24 protein-coding genes and 1 other annotated feature are annotated in these 26,560 nt (G+C 50.3%); of the genes, 11 read left to right on the plus strand and 13 right to left on the minus strand.

The features are described 5' to 3' along the window. Positions 1 to 115 precede the first annotated feature (115 nt). From yidC to ACU8YC_RS20125, 5 genes are all read right to left on the minus strand, one after another. The gene (gene yidC / locus ACU8YC_RS20105; RefSeq protein WP_187253930.1) at positions 116 to 1,762 is read right to left on the minus strand and encodes a membrane protein insertase YidC; all 1,647 of its coding nucleotides are present in this window, start codon (positions 1,760 to 1,762) and stop codon (positions 116 to 118) included. A gap of 2 nt (positions 1,763 to 1,764) precedes the next feature. Further along, complete coding sequence (yidD, locus tag ACU8YC_RS20110) at positions 1,765 to 2,022, minus strand: membrane protein insertion efficiency factor YidD (RefSeq protein ID WP_003023846.1); 258 nt, start codon at positions 2,020 to 2,022, stop codon at positions 1,765 to 1,767. Next, on the minus strand, positions 1,986 to 2,345 hold the full coding sequence (gene rnpA / locus ACU8YC_RS20115; protein ID WP_003844432.1) for a ribonuclease P protein component: 360 nt from the start codon (positions 2,343 to 2,345) through the stop codon (positions 1,986 to 1,988). Before rnpA ends, yidD begins: the two co-directional genes overlap by 37 nt. Positions 2,346 to 2,362: 17 nt before the next feature. Beyond that, positions 2,363 to 2,503 carry a 50S ribosomal protein L34 gene (gene rpmH / locus ACU8YC_RS20120; protein ID WP_003023858.1) on the minus strand — a complete coding sequence of 47 codons (141 nt, stop codon included), beginning with the start codon at positions 2,501 to 2,503 and terminating at the stop codon, positions 2,363 to 2,365. A 237-nt stretch (positions 2,504 to 2,740) separates the two neighbouring features. Next, positions 2,741 to 2,887 (minus strand): hypothetical protein, encoded by a 147-nt coding sequence (locus tag ACU8YC_RS20125; RefSeq protein ID WP_444505643.1) that lies wholly within the window; start codon positions 2,885 to 2,887, stop codon positions 2,741 to 2,743. Between the two features lie 222 nt (positions 2,888 to 3,109). Between ACU8YC_RS20125 and dnaA the strand changes: the two genes are divergently transcribed. The 4 genes from dnaA to gyrB all read left to right on the plus strand — a co-directional run bounded on the left by dnaA (position 3,110) and on the right by gyrB (position 9,273). Then, positions 3,110 to 4,513 carry a chromosomal replication initiator protein DnaA gene (gene dnaA, locus ACU8YC_RS20130; protein WP_003844433.1) on the plus strand — a complete coding sequence of 468 codons (1,404 nt, stop codon included), beginning with the start codon at positions 3,110 to 3,112 and terminating at the stop codon, positions 4,511 to 4,513. A 4-nt stretch (positions 4,514 to 4,517) separates the two neighbouring features. Next, positions 4,518 to 5,618, plus strand: a complete 1,101-nt coding sequence (gene dnaN, locus ACU8YC_RS20135; protein WP_005121477.1) for a DNA polymerase III subunit beta — start codon at positions 4,518 to 4,520, stop codon at positions 5,616 to 5,618. Between the two features lie 138 nt (positions 5,619 to 5,756). Continuing rightward, the gene (gene recF, locus ACU8YC_RS20140; protein ID WP_151224039.1) at positions 5,757 to 6,830 is read left to right on the plus strand and encodes a DNA replication/repair protein RecF; all 1,074 of its coding nucleotides are present in this window, start codon (positions 5,757 to 5,759) and stop codon (positions 6,828 to 6,830) included. Positions 6,831 to 6,858: 28 nt separating this feature from the next. After that, entirely contained in the window at positions 6,859 to 9,273 is a 2,415-nt protein-coding gene (gyrB, locus tag ACU8YC_RS20145; RefSeq protein WP_187253929.1) for a DNA topoisomerase (ATP-hydrolyzing) subunit B, read from the plus strand. Positions 9,274 to 9,350: 77 nt separating this feature from the next. Here the strand turns inward: gyrB and ACU8YC_RS20150 are convergent, their stop codons facing one another. The 4 genes from ACU8YC_RS20150 to ACU8YC_RS20165 are packed head-to-tail and all read right to left on the minus strand — an operon-like array spanning position 9,351 to position 14,521. Beyond that, entirely contained in the window at positions 9,351 to 11,294 is a 1,944-nt protein-coding gene (locus tag ACU8YC_RS20150) for a heparinase II/III domain-containing protein (protein ID WP_414438286.1), read from the minus strand. Between the two features lie 10 nt (positions 11,295 to 11,304). Beyond that, entirely contained in the window at positions 11,305 to 12,528 is a 1,224-nt protein-coding gene (locus ACU8YC_RS20155) for an alginate lyase family protein (RefSeq protein WP_210904061.1), read from the minus strand. A 14-nt stretch (positions 12,529 to 12,542) separates the two neighbouring features. Continuing rightward, positions 12,543 to 13,241, minus strand: a complete 699-nt coding sequence (locus tag ACU8YC_RS20160) for an oligogalacturonate-specific porin KdgM family protein (protein ID WP_210904062.1) — start codon at positions 13,239 to 13,241, stop codon at positions 12,543 to 12,545. A gap of 23 nt (positions 13,242 to 13,264) precedes the next feature. After that, a complete protein-coding gene (locus ACU8YC_RS20165) occupies positions 13,265 to 14,521 on the minus strand; it encodes an MFS transporter (RefSeq protein WP_187253925.1) in 1,257 nt (418 codons plus the stop codon). A gap of 579 nt (positions 14,522 to 15,100) precedes the next feature. Here ACU8YC_RS20165 and yidA point away from each other — a divergent pair. Further along, complete coding sequence (yidA, locus tag ACU8YC_RS20170; RefSeq protein WP_003023871.1) at positions 15,101 to 15,913, plus strand: sugar-phosphatase; 813 nt, start codon at positions 15,101 to 15,103, stop codon at positions 15,911 to 15,913. 4 nt (positions 15,914 to 15,917) lie between these two features. Here the strand turns inward: yidA and cbrA are convergent, their stop codons facing one another. Then, the gene (gene cbrA / locus ACU8YC_RS20175; protein ID WP_446895677.1) at positions 15,918 to 17,036 is read right to left on the minus strand and encodes a colicin M resistance lipid reductase CbrA; all 1,119 of its coding nucleotides are present in this window, start codon (positions 17,034 to 17,036) and stop codon (positions 15,918 to 15,920) included. 99 nt (positions 17,037 to 17,135) lie between these two features. Between cbrA and ACU8YC_RS20180 the strand changes: the two genes are divergently transcribed. Next, positions 17,136 to 18,362 carry a DUF3748 domain-containing protein gene (locus ACU8YC_RS20180; RefSeq protein ID WP_252838599.1) on the plus strand — a complete coding sequence of 409 codons (1,227 nt, stop codon included), beginning with the start codon at positions 17,136 to 17,138 and terminating at the stop codon, positions 18,360 to 18,362. A gap of 1 nt (position 18,363) precedes the next feature. Here ACU8YC_RS20180 and ACU8YC_RS20185 read toward each other — a convergent pair whose 3' ends face one another. Then, a complete protein-coding gene (locus ACU8YC_RS20185; RefSeq protein WP_370607881.1) occupies positions 18,364 to 18,699 on the minus strand; it encodes a YceK/YidQ family lipoprotein in 336 nt (111 codons plus the stop codon). A gap of 235 nt (positions 18,700 to 18,934) precedes the next feature. Next, positions 18,935 to 19,007 (plus strand) — a sequence feature (ROSE (Repression Of Heat Shock gene Expression) occurs in the 5'-region of heat shock genes and acts as an RNA thermometer to modulate expression.). On the opposite strand from ACU8YC_RS20185, the gene ibpA reads away from it, so the two are divergent. The 3 genes from ibpA (at position 19,001) to ACU8YC_RS20200 (ending at position 21,721) form a co-directional block, all read left to right on the plus strand. Beyond that, positions 19,001 to 19,414 (plus strand): small heat shock chaperone IbpA, encoded by a 414-nt coding sequence (ibpA, locus tag ACU8YC_RS20190; RefSeq protein ID WP_003023882.1) that lies wholly within the window; start codon positions 19,001 to 19,003, stop codon positions 19,412 to 19,414. Its footprint overlaps the feature before it by 7 nt. 92 nt (positions 19,415 to 19,506) lie before the next feature. After that, positions 19,507 to 19,935: a small heat shock chaperone IbpB gene (gene ibpB / locus ACU8YC_RS20195; protein WP_151217127.1), complete on the plus strand. Its 429-nt coding sequence runs from the start codon at positions 19,507 to 19,509 to the stop codon at positions 19,933 to 19,935. 124 nt (positions 19,936 to 20,059) lie between these two features. After that, a complete protein-coding gene (locus ACU8YC_RS20200) occupies positions 20,060 to 21,721 on the plus strand; it encodes a putative transporter (RefSeq protein WP_151217125.1) in 1,662 nt (553 codons plus the stop codon). 2 nt (positions 21,722 to 21,723) lie between these two features. Here the strand turns inward: ACU8YC_RS20200 and ACU8YC_RS20205 are convergent, their stop codons facing one another. Next, complete coding sequence (locus tag ACU8YC_RS20205) at positions 21,724 to 22,440, minus strand: GntR family transcriptional regulator (RefSeq protein ID WP_049000657.1); 717 nt, start codon at positions 22,438 to 22,440, stop codon at positions 21,724 to 21,726. A gap of 224 nt (positions 22,441 to 22,664) precedes the next feature. Between ACU8YC_RS20205 and ACU8YC_RS20210 the strand changes: the two genes are divergently transcribed. Both ACU8YC_RS20210 and ACU8YC_RS20215 read left to right on the plus strand, forming a co-directional pair. Next, a complete protein-coding gene (locus ACU8YC_RS20210) occupies positions 22,665 to 24,284 on the plus strand; it encodes an alpha-glucoside-specific PTS transporter subunit IIBC (RefSeq protein ID WP_151217123.1) in 1,620 nt (539 codons plus the stop codon). Continuing rightward, complete coding sequence (locus ACU8YC_RS20215; RefSeq protein WP_286539176.1) at positions 24,281 to 25,603, plus strand: 6-phospho-alpha-glucosidase; 1,323 nt, start codon at positions 24,281 to 24,283, stop codon at positions 25,601 to 25,603. The genes ACU8YC_RS20210 and ACU8YC_RS20215 overlap by 4 nt, the downstream gene beginning before the upstream one ends. Here the strand turns inward: ACU8YC_RS20215 and ACU8YC_RS20220 are convergent. Next, on the minus strand, positions 25,600 to 26,493 hold the full coding sequence (locus tag ACU8YC_RS20220; RefSeq protein ID WP_187259912.1) for an AraC family transcriptional regulator: 894 nt from the start codon (positions 26,491 to 26,493) through the stop codon (positions 25,600 to 25,602). The genes ACU8YC_RS20215 and ACU8YC_RS20220 overlap by 4 nt on opposite strands. Positions 26,494 to 26,560: the final 67 nt, after the last annotated feature.

Genomic DNA, 26,560 nt, shown 5'->3' on the forward strand with positions numbered 1-26,560 from the left:
ATAATTCAAGTTGCAGGAAGGCGGCAAGTTTGTGAGCCCCAGGAGCTTGACTTCCGTAAGCTCCTGGGACAAGCAAATGCAGCCAACGCACCTGCGGCTTTAAGAATGAAGAGTATCAGGAGTTTTTCTTCTCGCGGCTATGCAAACCACGCTTCTCCAGACCACGGTAAATCAGCTGCTGCTGAATAATGGTTACCAGGTTGCTGACGATATAGTACAGCACCAGACCTGACGGGAACCACAGGAAGAACACGGTGAAGATAACCGGCATGAAGGTCATGATCTTCTGCTGCATCGGGTCGGTCACAGTGGTAGGCGACATCTTCTGGATGAAGAACATCGTGATACCCATCAGGATCGGCAGGATGTAGTACGGGTCCTGTGCGGACAGGTCATGGATCCACAGGATGAACGGCGCATGACGCAGTTCAACGGAGCCCATCAGCATGTAGTACAACGCCAGGAAGATTGGCATCTGGATGATCAGCGGGAAGCAGCCGCCCAGCGGGTTAACCTTCTCAGCTTTATACAGGGCCATCATTTCCTGGCTCTGACGCTGTTTGTCATCGCCCAGACGCTCACGCATAGCCTGAATCTTCGGCTGTAGCATACGCATCTTCGCCATGGAGGTGTACTGCGCTTTGGTCAGCGGGTACATGATGCCACGAACGATAAAGGTGATAACGATGATGGAGAAGCCCCAGTTACCCAGGAAGCTATGGATCCATTTCAGCAGCTTAAACAGCGGCTGAGAGATGAACCACAACCAGCCGTAATCCACGGTCAGATCCAGGTGCGGTGCAACGGCCGCCATTTTATCCTGAATTTCCGGGCCGACCCACAGGGTGCTGGTCATCGCGCCAGTCTGACCAGGCTGTACCAGAACCGGCTGTGCTTTATAGCCGATAGCAGCAATGCCGTTACCCAGATTAGCGGTGTAGAAGTTGTTGGTGCCGTCGTTACGCGGAATCCATGCCGTGGCAAAATACTGTTGCAGCATTGCAACCCAGCCGTCTTTAGCATTGACGTTCAGGTTTTCGTTGTCAGCAATGGTGTCGAATTTGTATTTCTCATACTTCTCATCCGGCGTGGAGTACGCCGCACCACGGAAGGTGTGCAGCGCAAAGTTGCTGCTACCGGTGTCGCGATGAGATGGCAGATTGATGGATTGCTTCAACTGACCAAAGGTGGAGACTTCCAGCGGTTTTTCGCCGGCGTTCTGCACACTGTAGTTAACGTTGACAGCATACTCACCACGCTTGAGTACAAACGTCTTGGTGAACGTGTTACCCGCTGCGTCAGTATAGGTCATCGGGATCTGCAGTTCGTTCTGACCGTCAGCCAGTACAAACGCGTCTTTTTCGACGTTGTACAGCGGACGCGGGCCGTTTGCCGGGTTATCCGGGCCGTCACGACCTGTCAGGCCACTCTGTGCCTGGTAGATGAACTGTGGCGTGGTTTCCAGTAACTGGAACGGTTCGGTAGAACCAAGTTCTTTCGGGTAAGCTGGCAGCGAAGCCTGTTCCACATCACCACCACGGGTGTTGATGGTCAGATCAAGCACGTCAGTTTTAACCGTAATCAGTTTCCCCTGGCCACTGGCCGGTACGCCCTGGTCTGCGGCGCTACCCGCTGCGGTGGTCGTTGTCTGCGTGGTCTGTTGGGCCTGAGGTTGCGGGTTTTTATCCTGCTCCCAGGCTTGCCAGATCATGAAAGACACGAACAGCAAAGCGATGACTAAAAGATTGCGTTGCGAATCCATCGTTAGTGTTCTCTGGTATCAAATGGTCCGGGCGGGACGGGATCGTCACCACCAGGGTGTAAAGGGTGGCATTTTAATACGCGTTTCACCGTCAACCAACTGCCTTTTATCACTCCAAACCTGCGCAATGCCTCAATTCCGTAGCTCGAACAGGTTGGAGTGAAACGGCAATGCGGCCCAAGCAGCGGACTGATCAGGCGTTGATAGACCCGAATGAGGGCTATCAGGACCCGCGAGCCAGGCGACAATGGCGACGCCATAATTTTTCCAACGCTTCCGAGAGAGCACGGTTATCGAGGTCAGCAACCCCTTTTTTCGCCACCACCACGAAATCCATTGCTGGAAGTTCGTGCTGACGTAAACGGAAGCTTTCACGCGTCAGACGTTTAATCCGATTGCGTTCATGCGCACGTTTAACATTTTTCTTGGCGACAGTAAGACCGATACGGGGATGCCCCAGCGAATTCAGGCGGCCGAGGATGGTGATTTGCGGCGTGCCAGCCCGTTGTGGCTGCTGGAAGACGAATGTGAAATGAGTGGGAGTTAACAAACGTAACTCCCTGGGAAATGCGAGCTTAACCACTCAGGGGCTAGCTTTTATTACTTAGAAACGGTCAGACGAGAACGGCCTTTAGCACGACGACGTGCCAGAACCTGACGACCATTTTTATTAGCCATACGAGCACGGAAGCCGTGAGAACGGTTGCGCTTCAGTACAGACGGTTGAAAAGTGCGTTTCATGGCGATTTCTACCTAAACTTGAATAAATTCACTGACTTTTGCGTATACCCGAACGAGTTTCGAACGACTTACGCCACAGTGTGGGTGATTAAAGAGGCCGGATTGTAATAATTGTACACTCCGGAGTCAATTCTCTTTCCTTATTTCCCGCTTTTTTCCGCACGGTTTCGCGTAAAAAACAGGCAGCGTTGACGCCGTTAGGCGACCGTTACTCGCTGGGGGTAAGAATTATACGGGCTAGTGGATAAAGCGCAAGGATCGCCCGGGATCTTTATTAGATCGTTTAAGCAGTAAAGCATCTTTACTCATTAATTTTTTCAATATGCGCGCTAAAACCTGCAGCACTTCTCCAGGATCGTTTACACTTAGCCGATTCTGGATCATCCTGTGGATAAATCGGGAAGAATCTGTGAGAAACAGAAGATCTCTTTCTCAGTTTACGCTATGATCCGCGGTCCCGATCGTTTCCATGGATCCTGATCGGGTAAAAATTGCAGATAGCAATTCGCACGTCACCCTTTGCATAGGGTCTTGTCGGTGTGCGTCAACAATCATGAATGTTTCAGCCTTTGTCATTTATCGACTTTTGTTCGAGTGGAGTCCGCCGTGTCACTTTCGCTTTGGCAGCAGTGTCTTGCCCGATTGCAGGATGAGTTACCAGCCACAGAATTCAGTATGTGGATACGCCCGTTGCAGGCGGAATTGAGCGATAACACGCTGGCTTTGTATGCGCCAAACCGTTTCGTGCTCGATTGGGTAAGGGATAAATACCTCAATAATATTAATGGATTACTCAATAATTTCTGCGGAGCGGATGCCCCACAGCTGCGCTTTGAAGTCGGTACTAAACCCGTCACGCAAACGCTGAAAACGCCGGTCAACAACGTTGTGGCGCCCGCCCACGTGACCCAGCAAGTGCAACCGCAACGTGCCGCTCCGGCAGCGCGTTCTGGCTGGGATAACGTCCCGGCTCCGGCTGAACCTACCTATCGTTCTAACGTCAACGTCAAACACACGTTTGATAACTTCGTTGAAGGTAAATCTAACCAACTGGCGCGCGCGGCGGCACGTCAGGTGGCGGACAATCCAGGGGGCGCCTACAATCCGTTATTCCTTTATGGCGGTACGGGTCTGGGTAAAACTCACCTGTTGCACGCTGTCGGTAACGGCATTATGGCGCGTAAGCCAAACGCCAAAGTGGTGTATATGCACTCCGAGCGTTTTGTGCAGGACATGGTTAAAGCCCTGCAAAACAATGCGATCGAAGAGTTTAAACGCTACTACCGTTCCGTTGACGCGCTGCTGATTGACGATATCCAATTCTTTGCCAATAAAGAACGATCGCAGGAAGAGTTTTTCCACACCTTCAACGCCTTGCTGGAAGGTAATCAGCAGATCATCCTGACCTCGGATCGCTATCCGAAGGAGATCAATGGCGTTGAAGATCGTCTGAAATCCCGCTTCGGCTGGGGACTGACTGTCGCGATCGAACCGCCTGAACTGGAAACACGCGTCGCGATCCTGATGAAAAAGGCAGACGAAAACGACATTCGTCTGCCGGGTGAAGTGGCATTCTTTATCGCCAAGCGTCTACGCTCTAACGTGCGTGAACTGGAAGGCGCACTGAACCGCGTGATCGCCAACGCTAACTTTACTGGCCGGGCGATTACTATCGATTTCGTGCGTGAAGCGCTGCGCGATCTGCTGGCTTTGCAGGAAAAGCTGGTCACCATCGACAATATTCAAAAGACGGTGGCGGAGTATTACAAAATCAAAATTGCGGATCTGCTTTCTAAGCGTCGATCTCGCTCGGTAGCTCGTCCGCGCCAGATGGCGATGGCGCTGGCAAAAGAGCTCACTAACCACAGTCTGCCGGAAATTGGCGATGCGTTTGGTGGGCGCGACCATACTACCGTGCTTCATGCCTGCCGTAAGATTGAGCAGTTGCGTGAAGAAAGCCATGATATTAAAGAAGATTTCTCCAATTTAATCAGAACATTATCTTCGTGACGCTATGAAATTTACCGTTGAACGTGAACATTTATTAAAACCGCTTCAGCAGGTCAGCGGCCCGCTGGGTGGACGTCCTACACTGCCGATCCTCGGAAACTTGCTGCTGCAGGTTGCTGACGGCGCGCTTTCTCTGACCGGTACCGATCTCGAAATGGAGATGGTGGCGCGCGTGGCGCTGATCCAGCCTCATGAGCCTGGTGCAACCACCGTTCCGGCGCGTAAATTCTTCGATATTTGCCGCGGGTTGCCGGAAGGCGCGGAAATTGCCGTTCAACTGGAAGGCGATCGTATGCTGGTGCGTTCTGGCCGCAGCCGTTTCTCGCTGTCCACGCTGCCTGCCGCCGACTTCCCTAATCTGGACGACTGGCAGAGCGAAGTCGAATTCACGCTGCCACAGGCGACGATGAAGCGTCTGATTGAAGCCACGCAGTTCTCAATGGCGCATCAGGACGTGCGGTATTACTTAAACGGTATGTTGTTTGAAACCGAAGGGGAAGAGCTGCGTACCGTGGCGACCGACGGTCACCGCCTGGCAGTCTGTTCAATGCCTGTCGGTCAGCCATTGCCCAGCCATTCGGTGATCGTACCGCGTAAAGGTGTGATTGAACTGATGCGTATGCTTGACGGCGGTGACAACCCGCTGCGCGTCCAGATTGGCAGCAACAATATTCGTGCGCACGTGGGGGATTTCATTTTTACCTCCAAGCTGGTTGACGGTCGTTTCCCGGATTATCGCCGCGTACTGCCGAAGAATCCGGACAAACATCTGGAAGCCGGTTGCGATATCCTCAAGCAGGCGTTTGCTCGTGCGGCGATCCTCTCTAACGAGAAATTCCGCGGCGTGCGTCTGTATGTCAGCGAAAACCAGCTGAAAATCACCGCTAATAACCCGGAGCAGGAAGAAGCCGAAGAAATTCTGGATGTCTCCTATCCGGGTACTGAACTGGAAATCGGGTTTAACGTTAGCTACGTGCTGGACGTTCTGAACGCGCTGAAGTGCGAGAATGTGCGTATTCTGCTGACCGATTCCGTATCGAGCGTACAGATTGAAGATGCAGCGTCACAATCTGCAGCCTATGTCGTCATGCCTATGCGCTTGTAAAGAATATTGGGCTATCTTACTTGTTATTCTGGCTCCGGGCAGTGCTCGCAATCCTCACGTACTTCAGTACGCTCCGGTTGCTGTGCGCTGGCCGTAACCAGACTAACTGCGACGATAACGCCCTGGTTATGAGTTGATATGTCGCTATCCCGACTCCTGATTAAAGATTTCCGCAATATTGAAAATGCGGATCTCGCTTTATCTCCCGGCTTTAACTTCCTGGTAGGCGCTAACGGCAGCGGCAAAACCAGCGTGCTGGAAGCTATCTATACGCTCGGCCACGGCCGGGCGTTTCGTAGTTTGCAAATTGGCCGCGTGATTCGCCACGAACAAGAATCGTTTGTTTTACACGGGCGTTTGCAGGGTGATGAGCGTGAGACGTCGATTGGTCTGACGAAAGACAAACTGGGCGACAGCAAAGTGCGCATTGACGGCACTGACGGGCACAAGGTCGCCGAGCTGGCGCACCTGATGCCGATGCAACTGATAACGCCTGAAGGGTTTACTTTACTCAATGGCGGCCCCAAATACAGAAGAGCATTCCTTGACTGGGGATGCTTTCACAATGAAGCCGGCTTTTTCACTGCCTGGAGCAATCTGAAGCGGCTGCTCAAGCAGCGCAATGCGGCACTGCGCCAGGTAAGTCGTTATGAACAACTGCGCCCGTGGGATAAAGAACTGATCCCGTTGGCGGAACAAATCAGCGCCTGGCGCGCGGAGTACAGCGCCGGTATCGCGCAAGATATGGCGGATACCTGCCAGCAGTTTCTTCCCGAGTTCTCTCTCTCCTTCTCATTCCAGCGCGGCTGGGAGAAAGAGACAGATTACGCCGAAGTGCTGGAACGCAGTTTTGAACGCGATCGCATGTTGACCTACACCGCGCACGGTCCGCATAAGGCGGATTTTCGCATTCGTGCCGACGGCGCGCCGGTGGAAGACACGTTGTCGCGTGGGCAGCTCAAGCTGCTGATGTGCGCCTTACGTCTGGCGCAAGGGGAGTTCCTGACCCGCGAAAGCGGACGGCGCTGCCTGTACCTGATAGATGATTTTGCCTCTGAACTGGATGATGCGCGTCGTGGGCTGCTGGCCAGCCGCTTAAAAGCTACGCAATCTCAAGTCTTTGTCAGCGCAATCAGCGCTGAACACGTTATAGACATGTCCGATGAAAATTCGAAGATGTTTACCGTGGAAAAGGGTAAAATAACGGATTAACCCAAGATAAAATGAGCGAGAAACGTTGATGTCGAATTCTTATGACTCCTCCAGTATCAAAGTCCTGAAAGGACTGGATGCGGTGCGTAAGCGCCCGGGTATGTATATCGGCGACACGGATGACGGCACCGGTCTGCACCACATGGTATTCGAGGTGGTAGATAACGCTATCGACGAAGCGCTCGCGGGTCACTGTAAAGATATCGTGGTAACGATTCACGCTGATAACTCCGTGTCCGTTACCGATGATGGCCGTGGTATCCCAACCGGTATTCACCCGGAAGAGGGCGTTTCGGCGGCGGAGGTTATCATGACCGTTCTGCACGCAGGCGGTAAATTTGATGATAACTCCTATAAAGTTTCCGGTGGTCTGCACGGCGTAGGTGTTTCCGTCGTTAACGCCCTGTCGCAGAAACTGGAGCTGGTGATTCGTCGTGAAGGCAAAGTGCATCAGCAAACTTACATGCACGGTGTGCCGCAGGCGCCGCTGGCGGTCACTGGCGAAACCGAAGTGACGGGGACTCAGGTACGTTTCTGGCCAAGCCACGAAACCTTTACCAACGTCGTTGAGTTCGAATACGACATTCTGGCTAAGCGTCTGCGCGAGCTGTCATTCCTGAACTCCGGCGTGTCTATTCGTCTGCGCGACAAGCGCGACGGCAAAGAAGACCATTTCCACTACGAAGGCGGCATCAAGGCGTTTGTTGAATACCTCAACAAAAACAAAACGCCGATCCATCCGAATATCTTCTACTTCTCCACTGAAAAAGACGGTATCGGCGTTGAAGTTGCGCTGCAGTGGAACGATGGTTTCCAGGAAAACATCTACTGCTTCACCAACAACATTCCGCAGCGTGACGGCGGTACTCACCTTGCAGGTTTCCGTGCGGCGATGACCCGTACCCTGAACGCCTACATGGACAAAGAAGGCTACAGCAAAAAAGCCAAAGTCAGTGCCACCGGTGACGATGCCCGTGAAGGCCTGATTGCCGTTGTTTCCGTGAAGGTGCCGGATCCGAAATTCTCCTCTCAGACCAAAGACAAGCTGGTCTCTTCTGAGGTGAAATCGGCGGTAGAACAGCAGATGAACGAACTGCTGAGCGAATACCTGCTGGAAAACCCGTCTGACGCGAAAATCGTCGTCGGCAAAATCATTGATGCTGCGCGTGCTCGTGAAGCTGCTCGTCGCGCGCGTGAAATGACCCGCCGTAAAGGTGCGCTGGACTTAGCGGGTCTGCCGGGCAAGCTGGCGGACTGTCAGGAACGCGACCCGGCTCACTCTGAACTGTACCTGGTGGAAGGGGACTCAGCGGGCGGCTCTGCGAAGCAGGGGCGTAACCGTAAGAACCAGGCGATTCTGCCGCTTAAGGGTAAAATTCTTAACGTTGAGAAGGCGCGCTTCGACAAGATGCTCTCTTCTCAGGAAGTGGCGACGCTGATCACCGCGCTGGGTTGCGGCATCGGTCGCGACGAGTACAACCCGGACAAACTGCGTTATCACAGCATCATCATCATGACCGATGCGGACGTCGATGGTTCGCACATCCGTACGCTGCTGTTGACCTTTTTCTATCGTCAGATGCCGGAAATCGTTGAGCGCGGCCACGTTTACATTGCACAGCCACCGCTGTACAAAGTGAAGAAAGGCAAGCAGGAACAGTACATCAAAGACGATGAAGCGATGGATCAGTACCAGATCTCTATCGCCCTTGATGGTGCCACGCTGCACACCAATGCCCACGCTCCGGCGCTGGCGGGTGATGCACTGGAAAAACTGGTTTCTGAATACAACGCGACCCAGAAAATGATTGGCCGTATGGAACGTCGTTTCCCGAAAGCGCTGTTGAAAGAACTGGTTTATCAACCGACGCTGGCTGAAGCCGATCTCGCTGATGAAGCGAAAGTCACTACCTGGGTGTCCCAGCTGGTTAACGTGCTGAATGAAAACGAAGTTCACGGCAGCACCTGGAACAGCTTTGTGCGTAAAGACGCTGAACTGAACCTGTTCGAGCCGGTGATCCGCGTGCGTACCCACGGCGTTGATACCGATTATCCGCTGGAGCATGAATTTGTGACCGGTGGCGAATATCGTCGTATTTGTACGCTCGGCGAGAAGCTGCGCGGTCTTATCGAAGACGATGCGTTTATCGAACGTGGCGAGCGCCGTCAGCCGGTTGCCAGCTTCGAGCAGGCGTTGGAATGGTTGCAGAAAGAATCACGTCGCGGCCTCGCTATCCAGCGTTATAAAGGTCTGGGCGAGATGAATCCGGAACAGCTGTGGGAAACTACCATGGATCCGGAAAGCCGTCGCATGCTGCGCGTTACCGTGAAAGATGCGATTGCCGCTGACCAGCTATTCACCACGCTGATGGGCGATGCCGTTGAACCGCGTCGCGCGTTTATCGAAGAGAATGCCCTGAAAGCGGCGAATATCGATATCTAAGTCGTTTTGAACATTACGATCCTGACGAAAACGCCTGAATTTGTTCAGGCGTTTTTTTATGGTCTGTCTGAAGGTGATTAGATAATCTGCCGGCCAAAAGGAATGCAGTGAGCGACTATATTATTCACCGTAACGATAAGGTTCTCATTTTCAATATTTATTTGGATATCATCATCTCCTGAAAAGTCGGTGACAGTGATATGAATGACCCGCTTTTCTGTTGAACGCATCGTGAGATACGTCAGCTCTGATATTGAGGGATTGTTTGGCCCTTTGCCGTGGAAGAGCACGCTATTACCTGCCGATAAGCAATAAACCGTGAACTTATCCGGCGACTGCCAGCGCAATTTTACGGGGGTATCCAGATTAACGGCATCAACAGCCATAATGTGCGGGAAGAGCGTGACGGTGTGCCTGGTGCAGAGCGGTTCAGCATTAATCAGGTAACTGGTATTAATCTCCTGATTGTGCGGGTTATCAACTGTAATAATATCAATTAATAAGTCGCTACTTGTGGTGATGTTTCGACGAAAAACCACGTCTTTGTAGGCCTCTGCATCCCATTCGACGCGGGTTTTACTGTCAGGGAGCATTGGCATACTTTGCCACTCGACTTCGGTAACCAGTTGTACCGTGCCATTTTCTTCACGGTATAGCACCACGCTGGGATTTGCCGGTGCCTGGTTTTTCCCATTAATACAGAGTGTGTTATGTGAAAAAGAGTTCTTAAAGTAACCGTAATGCAGCGGTGCGCCGTAGCCTGTGGTACCAAGGTCCGGAAAAATTGCCCGGCCATTATTAAACACGGTTAACCCCAGTCGATCATAGTGATCGTGCTCGCCGCCATAAGGTGTGTGTTTGACACAAATAGCACGCCCAGGTTTATTCCGGATAATCGTCAGACCGCTTTCTGCTGTATGCAGCGTCTCCTGTGGTGGTAAAAGAGCCTGTGAAGGGAGCGTTTTCCCGTAAAATACTGCATCAATACTGTTTCGAGGGTGCTGGCTGTAAATCTGTTTTAATAGCTGTCCATATTCTGGTGTGTCGTAATACCACCAGGCAAACTCATAAATATCGCTATGCGTCAGTTTTTCCTGGCCGTTCACACAGTCGTTAATTTTCGGCAGCGTCATATCTGGCATTAACTGCGTCAGTGGTACGCTCAACATTTTTGGATACCAGGCGGTTTCCAGCAAACTGTAGTCCGAACCACGGGCGACTTTTTCATAGGCGAAAAATCCCTGCAGCGCGTAAAAATGGTAATGCAGAGAACCTTCAAACCACAAACCGTCAGGCATTAAGGCATGTTCTAACTGGTATCGAAGCCCGTACTGGCTGTTAACCGCAAATTCGAGATACGTTTTATCATCTAGCACAGCCCCAATAATGCCGATTGCAGCGCTGATTTTGACTTCATGGTTGTGGATCTGATTACAGCGATGTTGCATAAGGAAATCTGCTCCCGCACGTAAGAGACGTTCAGCGATATACAGGTCTTCCTCTGCGGTGAGTTTATTGCGGATAATGTCGAAGCCTCTGGCAAAATCGGAATGGCAGTTGGCCTCGCATAATGTCTGTGCATTTGCTTTTCCGGGGCCATTGTAGGGAATTCCGCCGTGCTCCTGATAATCCGGATAATATCTGGCGTAAAGCATCAGAATATCCCGCACTTTGCTGAGATAACGGGCCTCATCGGTCAGCAACCACAGTACCGCCAGTTCATAACACGCTTTTGCATTTAAGCCATTAAGCCAGCGCCACCATGCGCCATCATAAGGCTCACCGGAAAATGTTGTACCATCCACGGGGCAGCGATGCACTTCTGGCGAATGGCGATCCCACATTAAACGTACGCTGTGCTCCGGGCAAAAAAAGTAGTGGTTCCAGGTCGCGCATCCCGTTTCAGGAACCAGAACCGGATTATTGATAACATCGCTGTTGCTTGCTCTCAGCGCGTTTATCATCTCTGGCCTGGCGAGTTCACGGGCCTGCAGTACTTGCTTTTGTGTAAACTGCTTCATATCGTCCTCGTTATTTCACCAGCACCGATCCTGGGATCAGGATATTGATATCCTTAGGGTTTTCCTTTGTCATAATGGCTGCATTTTTAATGAAGCTCATATCCTGATACGCTCTTGCAGCCGCGAGTAATGGTCCTGTTGCTTCAGAAGGCGTATAGCGGATATCTTCATGCCCCCAGGCTGTCTGCGGCTTGCCGGTTTGTTCGCTTATTAGCAAAAAGGCTTTTTTCATCGTGCGGTTATCCAATTCGAAACCCCAGACATCATTTTGCGCTTTCTCGCCATAGCGTCCCATGTGTGCATAAGCGGATAGTGCAAAATTAGTGTAATGGAACGAGCGTGTGCGCTCGGTTTCAGATGTGATTTCCCCGGCAGCGTTTACCTGAGAAATCAGGTGGCGCAATTTGAAAATTTCCACCTGCCGTGATGCTTGCTGCTGTTGATCGGTAAACAGAGAAAATGCTGTAACCTGCGCGTCATACCATGCGCCGTGATTGTTATACCAGTTCGACTCTTCAAAGCCGTTGTGACTCGTTAACAACCATTGTGTATAGTCTGCATACCATTTTTTATACCCTTTCAGCGCCTGCGAGGGGATATGACCCGAGTTTTCCAGCAAAACAATGCTGTCAGCCACATCGATCAAAACGCGGGTATCGATAATCCCAATTCCACGTCCGTCGACTTTTCCGGGGATCGCCTGTGCATAGTTTAAGTTAGGGTTCATTCGGGTTTTACTGTCGAGAAACCAGGCCTGTAACAATTGCTGCGCTTTTTTCGCATATTTATCCTCGCCACTGTAAAACCACGCCAGCGCCAGCGCCCGAACATCATCGGAGAATTGCACCATGCGCTTACTGTCGGTACCGTTCGTTTTAGAATCCGGGTTTATTTGTCCATCTTTACGGATATAGGGCATGCCATTTTTACTATCAGGATTTGGCCACCAGTAGGGACCAAAGCTGTAGTAGTCATGTTTATTTCCAGAAACCGGCGTTAAGGTTTTGTCCATGACCGAATACACGGAATGAGTGAGCGCCATGTCAGCCTGTTGCAACAGTGCTTGCCAGGCTGGTGTGTATTGGACATCGTGTTGACTAATGCTTTGCTTGATGCTCAACATTTGTTCACAATCATAAGTCAGGCAAGGGTCATGTTGAGCGGCCAGGATAGTATTTTGTGAACAGAAAACCCCGCTGACAATTAATGCCAGAAAATGTATTTTACATTTCATCTTTTTTAGCCTGTTTATTCGAAGTTGATGGTTAATCCGATGCGGAAGCGGTTTTCTGTTAATCCTGACTCACTATTATATTTTCCTTGTTGCTCCATATAATCCCACTCAACATAAGGTTGAAATGTTTTGTTGAGTTTATATTTAATGACCAGATCATTTTCATAGGCACTTTTCTTGCCATTGTTATAATGGAAATCATTCACATAGCGATAGAACACGGGGTTATCCTGAATACTAAAGTATTCATTCTGCCAGCCGAGATATAAATCCAGTCGTTCAACGCTTCCTTTATCCTGAGTACCCGAAAGATCTTTTGAGTCATACTGATTCCAGTCATAACGAAAACGAACTCCAGAGTAGACCGTATCAGTCATATTCCAGATTATTTTGACGTAAGGGCGAACTTGTGCGCCATCGGTGCTCCAGTGATAAACTATCCCCGGCTGTATTGCCACCATTGGGCTTAGTTTATATTTATAGTTCCCTTCAATTTCATTGTAACTGATCGTGGATTGATCGAGGTTATCGTTACCTTGCTTATTATCGGTTTCCATACTCAGCCAGTAACCGGATTTAAAACTTTGGCTCATTTTAAAGCGAGACTCGTAACTATGGCTGGCCTCTTTATAGCCGCCACGCATATCAAATGTCATGGCGTGGCCGACGATAGGGCAGCAGCAAGCCGCCAGCAATAAAGCTGTTTTTTTCATAAAAAGTTTTCCTTGCCGATAATTTATGCCGTGATGGCTTGTGTGGTTTTTTTAGGTGTTTTTATTAGGGTCCACAGGAAAAGTGCGCCGATTAAATCGAAAACGCCCAATCCTACGAAAAAGGCGTTATAACCGATAACAGTAACCATGGCGCCGAGGAACAAACCAAATAAGAAATTACCCATACTACCGGTAAATGCGGCAAAGCCTGTTGCAGTCCCTACTTCCTGTTTAGGAAACAGATCGGAAGACATACTGATGACCGTGATAGACAGGCACTGGTGGGCGAAGCCCGCAACACAGAATAGGGCAATCGCAATATAAACATCGGTAACAAAGCCAACGGCTGCCATCGATAACATCAAAATAGAGGCGAACGTGAAGGTGATCCGTTTTGCATTCAGTACACAGAAACCTCGATTAACCAGTATGCGAGACAGATAACCCGCAAAGATACAGCCGAAATCAGCCGTCAGAAAGGGGAGCCAGGCGAACATTGCGATATGTGCCATATCCATATGGCGAACGGTGACAAGATACAGCGGCATCCAGTAATGCAGCGTTCCCCATGCAGGATCGGCCATAAAGCGGGGTAATGAGATAGCCCATAAATTGCGGTTAGTGATAATAGAACGAAGCGTCGCTTTTTCTTTTACCACTTCGATTTGGTCGGCAAGGACTGCATCATGTTCCGCTTTGATCAGTGCAGGATGTTGTTCTGGTGAGCGATAGAAAATGTACCAGATTACCGCCCATACAATTCCTATTGCACCAGTAACGACAAATGACATTTCCCAGTTGTAATTAACGATCGCCCACACGACTAACGGCGGCGCCAGCATCGCACCGACGGAGGTTCCCAGACTATAAACGCCACAGGCTAATCCTCTTTCCTTTGCTGGAAACCACTCGGCGGTAACTTTCATACCCGCCGGGTTAAAGGCGGCCTCCGTTAACCCTAAACCACCGCGCAGCCATGCCATTGGCAACCAGGTGCTACATAGGCCTGTGAGCATATTAAAGATTGACCACAGGGCCGCCAGTAGAGCAAAACTTAATCGCAAACCGAATTTATCGATAATAAAGCCGCATGCGATGCCGCCAATCGCATAAGTGAAGGGGAAGACAGAGACAATCCAGGAATACTGCTCGCTCGACAGCCCTAATGTTTTCATCATCTCAGGAGCAGCTACCCCGAGGGTGCTTCTTGCGAGATAGTTGGTAATGGTGCCCAGCATCACAAGGACGATGATATACCATCGCAAATTCTTAATTTTCATTGTTGGTCTCATGTATACAGTTAATGATTTTAAGAAACAGTGAATCTATAAAAATGAAACGCTGTTTTGTATGCATAAGACTCAAAAATGATATTAATTTCCGTGAGGAAATTCACACTTACATGAAGCAAAGAAATACACAAAATATTTTGTGTATAAAAAAATGAATGTGATATGTTGTTTTTTCCTTGTTTTTCATCGTGTTATTCATGACTCCTGAAAGGAAAAATAATTATTATGTGAAAGCAATGGAATATGCATAATTATTGTGAATAAAAAACATTAAATAATAGATTTTTAATATTGAAGTTTGTGATGGTTTATCTACTGATACCGTTTTATTTAAAATAAAATGTTAACGTGTCTATTGTCTGGAAGTTGGCGGAGTTTGTGATTTAATATCTATTGTCGATTTAATTTTAATAATCATACACAATGTTAATGATTAACTTTGTCGGTTAACGCGTGTGCGTAAACGGTAATGAGGATTGCTTTGTCGTTATTCAGCCCCTTTTCGTAGCTGTTTTTTGAGCGGAATCGCGTTAGCATGAGGATGGACTCATTTAATCCGGGGAACTCATGGCTATCAAACTTATTGCTATCGACATGGATGGCACACTTCTGCTGCCCGATCACACCATTTCACCTGCGGTCAAAACGGCGATTGCCGCAGCGCGAGCGCGTGGCGTAAATGTGGTGCTGACCACGGGGCGCCCCTATGCCGGCGTCCACAGCTATCTGAAAGAACTACATATGGAACAGCCCGGTGACTACTGCATTACCTACAATGGAGCGCTGGTGCAGAAAGCCGGGGATGGCAGTACCGTAGCGCAAACTGCGCTAAGCTATGACGATTATCGCTATCTGGAGCAACTTTCCCGGGAAGTCGGCTCGCATTTCCACGCTCTCGATCGCAACACGCTGTATACCGCTAATCGCGATATCAGCTACTACACGGTGCATGAATCGTTTGTCGCGACCATCCCGCTGGTGTTCTGTGAAGCCGAGAAAATGGATCCCGCAACCCAGTTCCTGAAAGTGATGATGATTGACGAACCGGAGATCCTCGATAAAGCCATCTCGCGCATCCCAGCAGAAGTTAAAGAGAAGTACACCGTACTGAAAAGTGCGCCGTATTTCCTCGAAATTCTCGATAAACGCGTCAATAAAGGTACTGGCGTAAAATCGCTGGCCGACGCGTTAGGAATTAAAGCCGAAGAGGTGATGGCTATTGGCGATCAGGAAAACGACATCGCGATGATTGAATACGCAGGTGTGGGCGTTGCCATGGACAACGCTATTCCATCAGTCAAAGAAATCGCCAACTTCGTGACCAAATCTAACCTCGAAGATGGCGTCGCGTATGCCATTGAGAAGTTTGCGCTGAATTAAGATGTTATGGGCAAATGCTTCGCCGTATTTGCCCTGTTTCAGCCATGATTTGTGGCGCTGAATTGTCATCCTGAGGAATATGTGCCACGCCGCTGCGCATTATCCATTTACGGGAAAACGCTGACGTAAGTGCCCGGCTTTTAAGGATTTTGCCATACAGTTTGAGACGTATTTTACGGGTAGCTTTGCGGTAAGCGAGATTCATATCTGGCGCATCCCGCAGTAGTACAGATTTGAGAATCTCCGCGCTGTCCAGCGCATAGCTAATCCCCTCCAGCGAGCTGGCGCTGATAAAACCGGCCGCTTCGCCAATCAAAAATGCGTTTTCCTCACCACAGACGAAGTCTTTCCAGCGTGAGGGGAATAGCACCGTACATTTTTCGCTTTTCACCGGGTTGCCGAATTGAAACTGGAACGCTTCCATCTTCGTTTTCAGCGCGTCAAAGCGTGACTGGCCGTCCTTCATCGGGTAGGCGCCGCCAAAGATAAAATAGCCGTCTTTGCTGATACTCCAGGAATAACAGTCGGTTGCGTCGTTATCAAAAATACAGGAATAGAACGGCACAGGATGTTTTTCTGCAAACCATTGTTGAATAGCGACATATTTACGAATTTGATGCTGGGGGTAGAGATGACGGCGCACCAGTGAATTCGCGCCGTCGGCCCCGACCAGATAACGTGCGGTGATCTGTTGCTCCCAACCGTCGGCGCGGAAGATAACATGCCATTTATCGCCCTCGCGCCAGATTTTCCGACACAAGCTGTCGTGATACACCTGTACATCGTCGGGAATGAGAGATTTAAACCATAAATCAAAGGCATGGCGGTTGATGTTTATGTAACTTCGCTGGTAGTTACGCGTCAAAGAGGCTGCAACATCAACCGTTTTAACGCTAAATATCTGTGGATTGGCGATGACATCAACGGGTAAGGTTATCCCATCGCGGATAAACGAACGCTGGGCATCCGGGGCCAGCAGGCCGCCACAGGGTTTAGTGAAACCTTCGTTGCCGCACTGACGTTTTTTATCCAACGCGATCACGCGCATTTTTCCGCTCAACTGCCGCGCCAGCGCTGCGCCTGCCGGGCCTAATCCGATAATCGCTACGTCAAAATGTTCCATCTTTCTGTCCGCAAAAATGAAGATGACGATACGCTAAAGCCTGAAAGTGAAGTGCTTGTGAAGTATGATTGCTGAAATCGTCTTGTATCAGGGCATTCCATGAAGCAAATCACCTTTACGCCGCGTAATCATCAGCTTACCAATATCAACACCTGGACACCGGACAGCCAGTGGCTGGTTTTTGATGTACGTCCTTCCGGCGCATCGTTTACCGGAGAGACGATTGAACGCATCAATATTCACACCGGCGAGCTGGAGGTGATTTATCGCGCGACACAGGGATCGCATGTTGGCGTAGTGACCGTTCATCCAAAGTCGGAAAAGTATGTATTTATTCATGGACCTGAAAATCCAGATGAATCATGGCATTACGACTTCCATCATCGGCGTGGAGTGATTGCTACGCAGGCAGAAGTGGAGAATCTGGATGCGATGGATATTACTGCGCCTTACACGCCGGGCGCGCTGCGCGGTGGTAGTCATGTGCATGTTTTTAGCCCAAACGGCGAGTTTGTCAGTTTCACCTATAACGATCATGTGCTGCATGAGCGTTCACCGGCGCTGGATTTACGCAATGTCGGTGTGGCTGCGCCGTATGGTCCGGTGAAGGTATCCGCGCAGCATCCCCGTGAATACAGCGGGAACTCTTGGTGCGTGCTGGTGAGCCAGACGACACCAACGCCAAAACCAGGTAGTGATGAGATTAACCGCGCTTATGAAGAAGGCTGGGTGGGGGATCATGCGCTGGCATTTATCGGTGATACCTTGTCGGCAAATGGCGAGAAGGTTCCCGAGCTGTTTATCGTCGATTTGCCACGGGATGAAAACGGCTGGAAAAAGCCGGGCGAGGCACCGCTGGAGGGTTCTGAGGCGACAATGCCTGCGCCTCCGTCTGGCGTTGTTCAGTGTCGTCTGACGTTTACCCATAACCGTGCTTTCCCTGGGCTGGTGAATCAGCCGCGCCACTGGGTGCGCAGTAATCCACAGGCGTCTGAGATTGCGTTTTTAATGCGTGATGACGGCGGTATAGTGCAGCTATGGTTGATTTCCCCACAGGGAGGAGAACCACGTCAGCTTACCCGCTGCGAAACGGATATTCAGTCGGCATTCAACTGGCATCCGTCGGGAAAATGGCTGGGATTTGTACTGCAGAACAGAATCGCTTGTTGTGATGCTCAGACGGGAGATATTGATTTTTTAACGGAGCGTCACGGCAACCCGCCGTCGGGCGATGCGATCGTCTTCTCTCCTGATGGTCAACAGGTTGCGTGGATGGAAGACGTCGAGGGTTTCCGCCAACTGTGGGTGACAGAAACCGGGCGTTAACTTAAGGCGCTGGCATTTTTGCCGGAGGGATAACGGCGTTTGTGGCCTGCGTCCTCTCCTCGCTCTTTTCTACACGGGATCTCACCGAGCTATCTTTGCGAAAGAGGTCCCACGGAAGCAATACCGTATCCAGGACAACGGTAAACGGCATATCCAGAATCGCCAGCGACTTGGTTCCCCAGTTTGTATCACTTTCGCTAATCATTGTGGCACTGGCGCGCGTGCCAGGATACGTCCCTTCCTTGCCGCCGGTATGCGACATAATGCTGGAACAGCCGCTCACAAACGCCATCCCGCTACACATTGTCAGTGTTACCAACATTTTTTTTATCATCATTTATTCATCTGTATTTATCGTGTTTGCATGGTGAGTTAAAGCGATCCATTGCGAAAATAACATCACCATTTCGTCGCACTGTGGCGGCTATCGCGATTTAACGATAACAACTGCTCCCCCCAGTGTATGCAATAGACAACAAACTGCAAAAAAAGTCAGATGAATACGCTTGAAAAGTTTGGTTTAAGACCCACTTTTAGGATGTAGGCAAATGAAGGGCATGCCTGATGGGTGTCCTGGCTACCTGACCTGTCCATGATGGAAGGTCCATTATCCTCGCTGATTTCAGGAGCTATTGATTATGCGTAACTTTGATTTATCCCCACTGTACCGTTCTGCTATTGGTTTTGATCGCCTGTTTAACCTGCTGGAAAACAACCAGGGCCAGAGCAATGGCGGCTACCCTCCGTACAACGTTGAGCTGGTAGACGAAAACCATTACCGCATTGCGATAGCCGTTGCCGGTTTTGCTGAAAGCGAACTGGAAATCACTGCCCAGGACAATCTGCTGGTGGTGAAAGGCGCCCATGCGGACGATCAAAAAGAACGTACTTACCTGTATCAGGGCATTGCCGAGCGCAACTTTGAACGTAAGTTCCAGTTAGCGGAGAACATTCATGTTCGCGGCGCAAACCTGGTGAATGGTCTGCTGTATATCGATCTCGAGCGCGTAATTCCCGAAGCGAATAAGCCGCGCCGCATCGAAATCAACTAATTCTGTGGGCCGCTTCGGGCGGCCTTGTTAAATCATCGGCTTGCCGTCAGGGAGCCGACATGTACCTACTCGCTTCTTAGAAGGAGATTATTATGCGTAACTACGATTTATCCCCACTGCTGCGTCAATGGATCGGTTTTGACAAACTGGCCAACGCCTTACAAAACACCGGTGAAAGCCAGAGCTTTCCTCCTTATAACATCGAAAAGAGCGATGATAACCATTATCGCATTACGCTTGCGTTAGCCGGTTTCCGCCAGGAAGATTTGGATATTCAACTGGAAGGCACGCGTCTGACCGTGAAAGGGACGCCGCAGCAGCCAGAAAAAGAGACTAAATGGTTGCACCAGGGGCTGGTCACTCAGCCGTTCAGCCTGAGCTTTACGCTGGCTGAAAATATGGAGGTCTCCGGCGCAAGCTTCACTAACGGCTTGCTGCATATCGATTTGACCCGTAATGAACCTGAAGCCATTGCTCCACAACGTATCGCTATCAGCGAACGTCCCGCATTAAATAGTTAAATAGCTCCATGCCTTTGCCCCGCCAGAAATGACGGGGCTTTTTTGTGCTTTACCACCCATACATTGCGACTGTACTCTGCGAGAATCCATTTACTTAATGATGTTATTCACAGGGAACAGGATAATGAGTGATATAGCATTGACGGTCAGCGTTCTGGCATTAGTGGCGGTTGTCGGATTATGGATCGGCAACGTAAAAATACGTGGTGTGGGTTTTGGCATCGGAGGTGTACTGTTCGGCGGTATTATTGTCGGGCATTTTGTCGATCAGGCAGGGATGACCCTTAGCGGCGATATGCTGCATTTTATTCAGGAATTTGGCCTGATCTTGTTCGTCTACACCATCGGTATCCAGGTCGGACCGGGCTTTTTTGCGTCATTGCGCGTTTCGGGCCTGCGGCTGAATCTGTTTGCCGTGCTGATTGTCATCATGGGGGGCCTGGTCACCGCTATTCTGCATAAGCTTTTTGCCATTCCTCTTCCCGTGGTGCTGGGTATATTCTCCGGAGCGGTCACCAATACCCCAGCGTTGGGGGCCGGGCAGCAAATTCTGCGCGATTTGGGTACGTCTGGCGATGTGGTAGACCAAATGGGGATGAGCTATGCCATGGCTTATCCATTTGGTATTTGCGGTATTTTGCTCACCATGTGGCTGATGCGCATGATTTTTCGCGTTAACGTCGATGCTGAAGCCAGGCAGCATGAGTCCACACTGACCAACGGACACGCGCTAATTCAGACGATGAATATCCGCGTGGAAAACCCGAACCTCAACAATATGGCCATTCAGGATGTTCCGATCCTGAACAGCGATAAAATCATCTGCTCGCGACTGAAACGTGAAGAAACATTGATGGTGCCATCGCCGGGAACGGTTATCCAGATGGGGGACCTGCTGCACTTGGTCGGGCAGCCAGCCGATCTGCACAACGCGCAGGTGGTGATTGGTCAGGAGGTGGACACATCGTTGTCGACGCGCGGGACTGATTTACGTGTTGAGCGCGTGGTGGTCACCAACGAACAAGTGCTGGGTAAACGTATCCGGGATCTGCACTTTAAAGAACGTTACGACGTGGTGATCTCCCGCCTGAACCGTGCGGGGGTTGAGCTGGTAGCCAGCAGCGATGCCAGCCTGCAATTCGGGGACATTCTCAATCTGGTAGGGCGGCCTTCGTCGATTGATGCTGTTGCCAATGTTGTCGGTAACGCGCAGCAAAAACTGCAGCAGGTGCAGATGCTGCCGGTATTTATCGGTATCGGACTGGGTGTTCTGCTGGGGTCAATCCCGCTGTTCATTCCGGGTTTTCCGGTGGCGTTAAAGCTGGGGCTGGCCGGTGGGCCGCTGATTATGGCTTTGATTCTTGGACGTATTGGCAGCATCGGTAAGCTGTACTGGTTTATGCCTCCCAGCGCTAACCTCGCGCTGCGAGAGTTGGGTATCGTGCTGTTTCTCGCGGTGGTTGGTCTGAAGTCAGGCGGTGATTTTGTTCATACCCTGACGCAAGGCGATGGCCTGAGCTGGGTGGGTTACGGTATTTTTATCACCGCGATTCCGCTGATTACCGTTGGCCTGCTGGCGCGCCTTCTCACCAAAATGAACTACCTGACGCTGTGTGGCATGTTGGCCGGCTCAATGACCGATCCTCCTGCGCTGGCGTTTGCTAACAACCTGCATGCCACCAGCGGGGCGGCAGCGCTCTCCTACGCCACCGTTTATCCGCTGGTCATGTTCCTGAGGATTATCACCCCGCAACTGTTGGCGGTGATCTTCTGGGGAATGGGTTAACGTCAGGACGGGTCCGGGTGGACGCGCCGTAAGTGGTAGTCCACCTGGTATTCGCTGGCGTTTCTGAACATGACTGAATAATTTAGAAATTCCCCGCTATCACTGTATGACAACGAGGTAATGCGTAATAACGGCGTCTGTTCAGGTACGTTCATCTGTGCGGAGAGCTGCTTATCAGCAAGAACGGGGGTCAGACTTTCATAGTTGCCGCTGATTGTTATCCCGCACTCTTTCTCAATGTAATCGAATTTTGACCCTTCCAGATGTGCCAGTGACAGATTACGGAATAATTTTACCGGCATGTAGCTGTCTTCAAGCATCAGCGGTTTGCCATCCACATAGCGAACACGGCGTGAGAAGTGGATACGTTCATTAATCTGGATACGCAGCTGACTGGCAATTGCCGGTGGTGCGGGCATCACTTCAAAAACCAGTACCTCACTGGTGACTTCTTTTCCCTGTCTCTTCAGCACTTCCGCCAGTCCGGTTAGATTGGTGGTTTCATGATGGACATCTTTGCGTGCTACATAAGTTCCACTTCCATGACGGCGTACGACCAATCCCCAGCCAATTAACATATCAATTGCTTTACGGATCGTCATTCGTGACACCGCAAACTCTTCGGCAAGTTTTTTTTCGCCAGGTAGCGGGCTACCGATGTTGTAATCAGAAGAATTCAGGCGAATTCGTAGTCGTTCCGCAATTGATTTGTAGATCACTACCAGACCTCTTTTTTCTTTTAATCACCGCACCATAGACCTTTTGATGTCTAACTTTTACGTGAAAAGTAGACCTCATTGTCGAAATTAAAACCATGAAAGCGATCACGAATCGTAGCGGCATACCATGTCCGGAGGATCGCAACTTTCTATTCTCGTATCAGGCCAGCAATGACGAAAAAAAAGGCCTCTCCCCCTACTGGTTGTTCTATGAGGATGTGAAAATGCTCAGTCAAATACAACGCTTTGGCGGCGCGATGTTCACCCCGGTGCTGCTGTTTCCCTTTGCTGGTATCGTCGTGGGTATCGCTATTATGTTGCGCAACCCGCTCTTTGTGGGCGAAGCGCTTACCGATCCCAACAGTTTGTTCGCCCAAATCGTTCATATCATCGAAGAAGGTGGCTGGACGGTATTTCGTAATATGCCGCTGATTTTCGCCGTTGGTCTGCCTATTGGTCTGGCAAAACAGGCTCAGGGCCGCGCTTGTCTGGCGGTATTGGTCAGTTTTCTGACGTGGAATTACTTCATCAATGCCATGGGTATGACATGGGGACATTTCTTCGGCGTGGATTTTAGCGCAGACCCGACTGCTGGCAGTGGTTTAACGATGATGGCTGGAATTAAAACGCTTGATACCAGCATCATCGGTGCAATTGTCATTTCCGGTATTGTTACTGCTCTACATAACCGTTATTTCGATAAACCCTTGCCAGTATTTCTCGGTATTTTTCAGGGGACATCGTTTGTGGTGATCATTGCCTTCCTGGTGATGATTCCCTGCGCCTGGCTGACGCTTCTGGGTTGGCCAAAGGTGCAAATGGGGATTGAATCTCTGCAAGCTTTTCTGCGTTCTGCAGGTGCGCTGGGGGTATGGGTGTATACCTTCCTGGAGCGTATTTTAATTCCGACCGGGCTGCATCACTTCGTCTATGGGCCATTTATTTTCGGCCCTGCCGCGGTGGAAGGCGGCATCCAGGTCTATTGGGCGCAACATTTGCAGGAATTCAGCCAAAGTACTGAGTCGTTGAAAACGCTGTTCCCTGAAGGTGGGTTTGCCCTGCACGGCAACTCGAAAATCTTTGGTTCATTAGGCATTGCTCTGGCGCTCTACTTCACCGCCGCCCCGGAAAACCGGGTGAAGGTGGCGGGACTATTGATCCCCGCTACGCTCACGGCTGTGCTGGTTGGGATTACCGAACCGCTGGAGTTTACCTTCCTGTTTATCTCTCCCTTATTGTTTGCTGTACATGCCGTGCTGGCGGCTTCCATGGCGACGGTAATGTATCTCTGCGGCGTGGTAGGCAACATGGGCGGCGGTCTGCTTGATCAGTTCTTACCGCAAAACTGGATCCCAATGTTCCACAACCATGCCGGAATGATGTTCACCCAGATAGCGATTGGTCTGGCCTTTACCGTGCTCTATTTCGCCATCTTCCGCACCCTGATCCTGCGCTTCAACCTGAAAACGCCAGGGCGAGAAGACAGCGAAATCAAACTCTATACCAAAGCTGATTACAAAGCTGCTCGTGGGCAAACCACCGCCGCATCGCCGGAGACCAAACTGGGTCAGGCTGCGGGGTTTCTACAGGCGTTAGGCGGCGCAAGCAATATCGAGAGTATTAATAACTGCGCTACTCGCCTGCGTATTGCGCTTCACGACATGGCACAAACGCAAAGCGATGACGTCTTCAAAGCGTTGGGTGCGCACGGTGTTGTGCGCCGCGGCAACGGTATTCAGGTCATTGTTGGTTTGCACGTTCCTCAGGTACGCGAGCAGCTCGAAACGCTAATGAAATCTTCTTTATCAAACGAACAGATCCCCATGACGGAGGCAGTATCATGAAAAAATTCTCAGTGGTTATCGCAGGTGGCGGTAGTACCTTTACGCCGGGCATCGTGCTGATGTTGCTGGCAAATCAGGACCGTTTCCCGCTTCGTGCGCTGAAATTTTATGACAACGATGGCGCGCGCCAGGAAGTGATTGCTGAGGCGTGTAAAATCATCCTCAAAGAACAGGCACCGGAAATTGAGTTTAGTTACACCACCGATCCTAAAGCAGCATTTACCGATGTCGATTTCGTGATGGCGCATATCCGAGTGGGTAAATACCCAATGCGCGAACAAGATGAAAAAATCCCATTACGTCACGGGGTGTTAGGTCAGGAAACTTGCGGGCCGGGTGGGATTGCCTACGGAATGCGTTCTATTGGCGGCGTGCTGGAACTGGTGGATTATATGGAAAAATATTCACCAAATGCCTGGATGCTTAACTATTCCAATCCGGCGGCAATTGTTGCTGAAGCCACGCGTCGGCTGCGTCCAAATGCGAAAATCCTCAATATTTGCGATATGCCTATCGGTATTGAAGGGCGGATGGCGCAGATCGTTGGCCTTAAAGACCGCAAACAGATGCGTGTGCGTTACTATGGACTGAACCACTTCGGCTGGTGGACATCGATTGAAGATCTGCAGGGGAACGATCTGATGCCGAAGCTGCGCGAATATGTGGCGCAGTATGGTTATGTTCCTCCGTCAAACGACCCGCACACAGAAGCAAGCTGGAACGATACCTTTGCGAAGGCAAAAGATGTACAGGCGCTGGACCCAGATACCATGCCGAATACATACCTGAAATACTACCTATTCCCGGATTACGTGGTTCAGCACTCTGATCCGCAGCGCACGCGCGCCAATGAGGTGATGGACCACCGTGAAAAACAGGTGTTCGGTTCCTGCCGCGCAATCATTGAGGCGGGCAATTCTGCCGCTGGTGAGCTGGAGATTGACGAACATGCTTCTTACATTGTCGATCTGGCGGCGGCTATTGCCTTTAATACTCAGGAAAGAATGTTGCTGATTGTGCCGAACAACGGGGCCATTCATAACTTTGACGATGAAGCGATGGTCGAGATCCCATGCCTGGTAGGGCATAACGGCCCGGAACCGTTGACGGTGGGTGATATACCTCAGTTCCAGAAAGGGCTGATGAGCCAGCAGGTAGCGGTTGAGAAGTTGGTGGTTGATGCCTGGGAGCACCGTTCTTATCAGCGTTTGTGGCAGGCTATCACCTTGTCGAAAACCGTACCGAGCGCATCTGTGGCAAAAGCGATTCTTGATGATCTGATCGAGGCCAACAAAGCGTACTGGCCGGAATTGCACTAATCCTGTTGACCGGCATCCTTTGGGTGCCGGTCCGCATGTTTCAATACCGCCGACGGTGCATAGCCAAACTTGTGTTTAAACGCTTTGCTGAAATGAAACGAGTCAAAGAAGTTAAGCATATCCGCCACCTGTCCGACCGTATTTCCCTCCTGTTTTAGCAGTGACAGCGCCAGTTCCAGCCGGGCATCCAGATAATATTCCTTCGGCGTTTTGCCGGTATAACGTAAAAAAAGACGACGTAGCCAGGCTTCGCTACAGGGAATAGTTGCTGCCATCTCCGCTACGTTCCAGCGTTTTTGTAGGCTGGCATGTAGAGTGGCAATCAGTTTTTCAATTTGCATCCGCTGCGGGTCTTTTTTACCTTCAGCGTAAATAAGACAAATCCATTGATAAATCATTTTTGTAAGAAAAGCGACGGCCAGATTATTTTTCATTGAGTCTGAAGAAGTAATTAATCGTGAAACTTCAGCCAGCTCCTGATTATAAATGTCACCATTATAAATAATATTTTGTTGGCCTAGCGGAATATCCATTACGCTGGTTGGTGTGAACTCCATCCAGTATTGTTCCCATACTAATCCTTCGCAATGATAAGACTGTATATCGGTCGGTTTTAAAAAGATTATACAGTTCCCGTTGAGAGTAATCTGTTCGCCGCCTTTTAGCAGGATTTTTCCACAGCCCTGGACGGTATAGACGGCAACCCAAGAATTAGCTATCAGTGGCTTTTTCTTATCGCGCGGCCAAATAACCCGGTAATGTTCGTCGGCATAGGTGTGCCACAGCGAGATCAATGAAATTCCGCTTGAGATCACATTTTCGTTAATCAACAGGGGAATATTGTATGTAGTTTCGTTTTTTACATGCGAACTTTGCATCTTTCCATTCATTTTAATTTCCCGCCGGAGAATTATGCCCACAACCTGAACTTAACAGAAAAAATCCGTTCAGGGATAT

It is taken from the genome of Citrobacter sp. VF227 (assembly GCF_052950715.1).

Excerpts from the sequence above, each read along its gene's own strand:
- yidC (WP_187253930.1), bottom strand. The coding sequence starts at position 1,762 with ATGGATTCGCAACGCAATCTTTTAGTCATCGCTTTGCTGTTCGTGTCT.
- yidD (WP_003023846.1), bottom strand. The coding sequence starts at position 2,022 with ATGGCGTCGCCATTGTCGCCTGGCTCGCGGGTCCTGATAGCCCTCATT.
- rpmH (WP_003023858.1), bottom strand. The coding sequence starts at position 2,503 with ATGAAACGCACTTTTCAACCGTCTGTACTGAAGCGCAACCGTTCTCAC.
- ACU8YC_RS20125 (WP_444505643.1), bottom strand. The coding sequence starts at position 2,887 with ATGATCCAGAATCGGCTAAGTGTAAACGATCCTGGAGAAGTGCTGCAG.
- dnaN (WP_005121477.1), top strand. The coding sequence starts at position 4,518 with ATGAAATTTACCGTTGAACGTGAACATTTATTAAAACCGCTTCAGCAG.
- recF (WP_151224039.1), top strand. The coding sequence starts at position 5,757 with ATGTCGCTATCCCGACTCCTGATTAAAGATTTCCGCAATATTGAAAAT.
- gyrB (WP_187253929.1), top strand. The coding sequence starts at position 6,859 with ATGTCGAATTCTTATGACTCCTCCAGTATCAAAGTCCTGAAAGGACTG.
- ACU8YC_RS20150 (WP_414438286.1), bottom strand. The coding sequence starts at position 11,294 with ATGAAGCAGTTTACACAAAAGCAAGTACTGCAGGCCCGTGAACTCGCC.
- ACU8YC_RS20155 (WP_210904061.1), bottom strand. The coding sequence starts at position 12,528 with ATGAAATGTAAAATACATTTTCTGGCATTAATTGTCAGCGGGGTTTTC.
- ACU8YC_RS20160 (WP_210904062.1), bottom strand. The coding sequence starts at position 13,241 with ATGAAAAAAACAGCTTTATTGCTGGCGGCTTGCTGCTGCCCTATCGTC.
- ACU8YC_RS20165 (WP_187253925.1), bottom strand. The coding sequence starts at position 14,521 with ATGAAAATTAAGAATTTGCGATGGTATATCATCGTCCTTGTGATGCTG.
- yidA (WP_003023871.1), top strand. The coding sequence starts at position 15,101 with ATGGCTATCAAACTTATTGCTATCGACATGGATGGCACACTTCTGCTG.
- cbrA (WP_446895677.1), bottom strand. The coding sequence starts at position 17,036 with ATGGAACATTTTGACGTAGCGATTATCGGATTAGGCCCGGCAGGCGCA.
- ACU8YC_RS20180 (WP_252838599.1), top strand. The coding sequence starts at position 17,136 with ATGAAGCAAATCACCTTTACGCCGCGTAATCATCAGCTTACCAATATC.
- ACU8YC_RS20185 (WP_370607881.1), bottom strand. The coding sequence starts at position 18,699 with ATGATGATAAAAAAAATGTTGGTAACACTGACAATGTGTAGCGGGATG.
- ibpA (WP_003023882.1), top strand. The coding sequence starts at position 19,001 with ATGCGTAACTTTGATTTATCCCCACTGTACCGTTCTGCTATTGGTTTT.
- ibpB (WP_151217127.1), top strand. The coding sequence starts at position 19,507 with ATGCGTAACTACGATTTATCCCCACTGCTGCGTCAATGGATCGGTTTT.
- ACU8YC_RS20200 (WP_151217125.1), top strand. The coding sequence starts at position 20,060 with ATGAGTGATATAGCATTGACGGTCAGCGTTCTGGCATTAGTGGCGGTT.
- ACU8YC_RS20210 (WP_151217123.1), top strand. The coding sequence starts at position 22,665 with ATGCTCAGTCAAATACAACGCTTTGGCGGCGCGATGTTCACCCCGGTG.
- ACU8YC_RS20215 (WP_286539176.1), top strand. The coding sequence starts at position 24,281 with ATGAAAAAATTCTCAGTGGTTATCGCAGGTGGCGGTAGTACCTTTACG.
- ACU8YC_RS20220 (WP_187259912.1), bottom strand. The coding sequence starts at position 26,493 with ATGAATGGAAAGATGCAAAGTTCGCATGTAAAAAACGAAACTACATAC.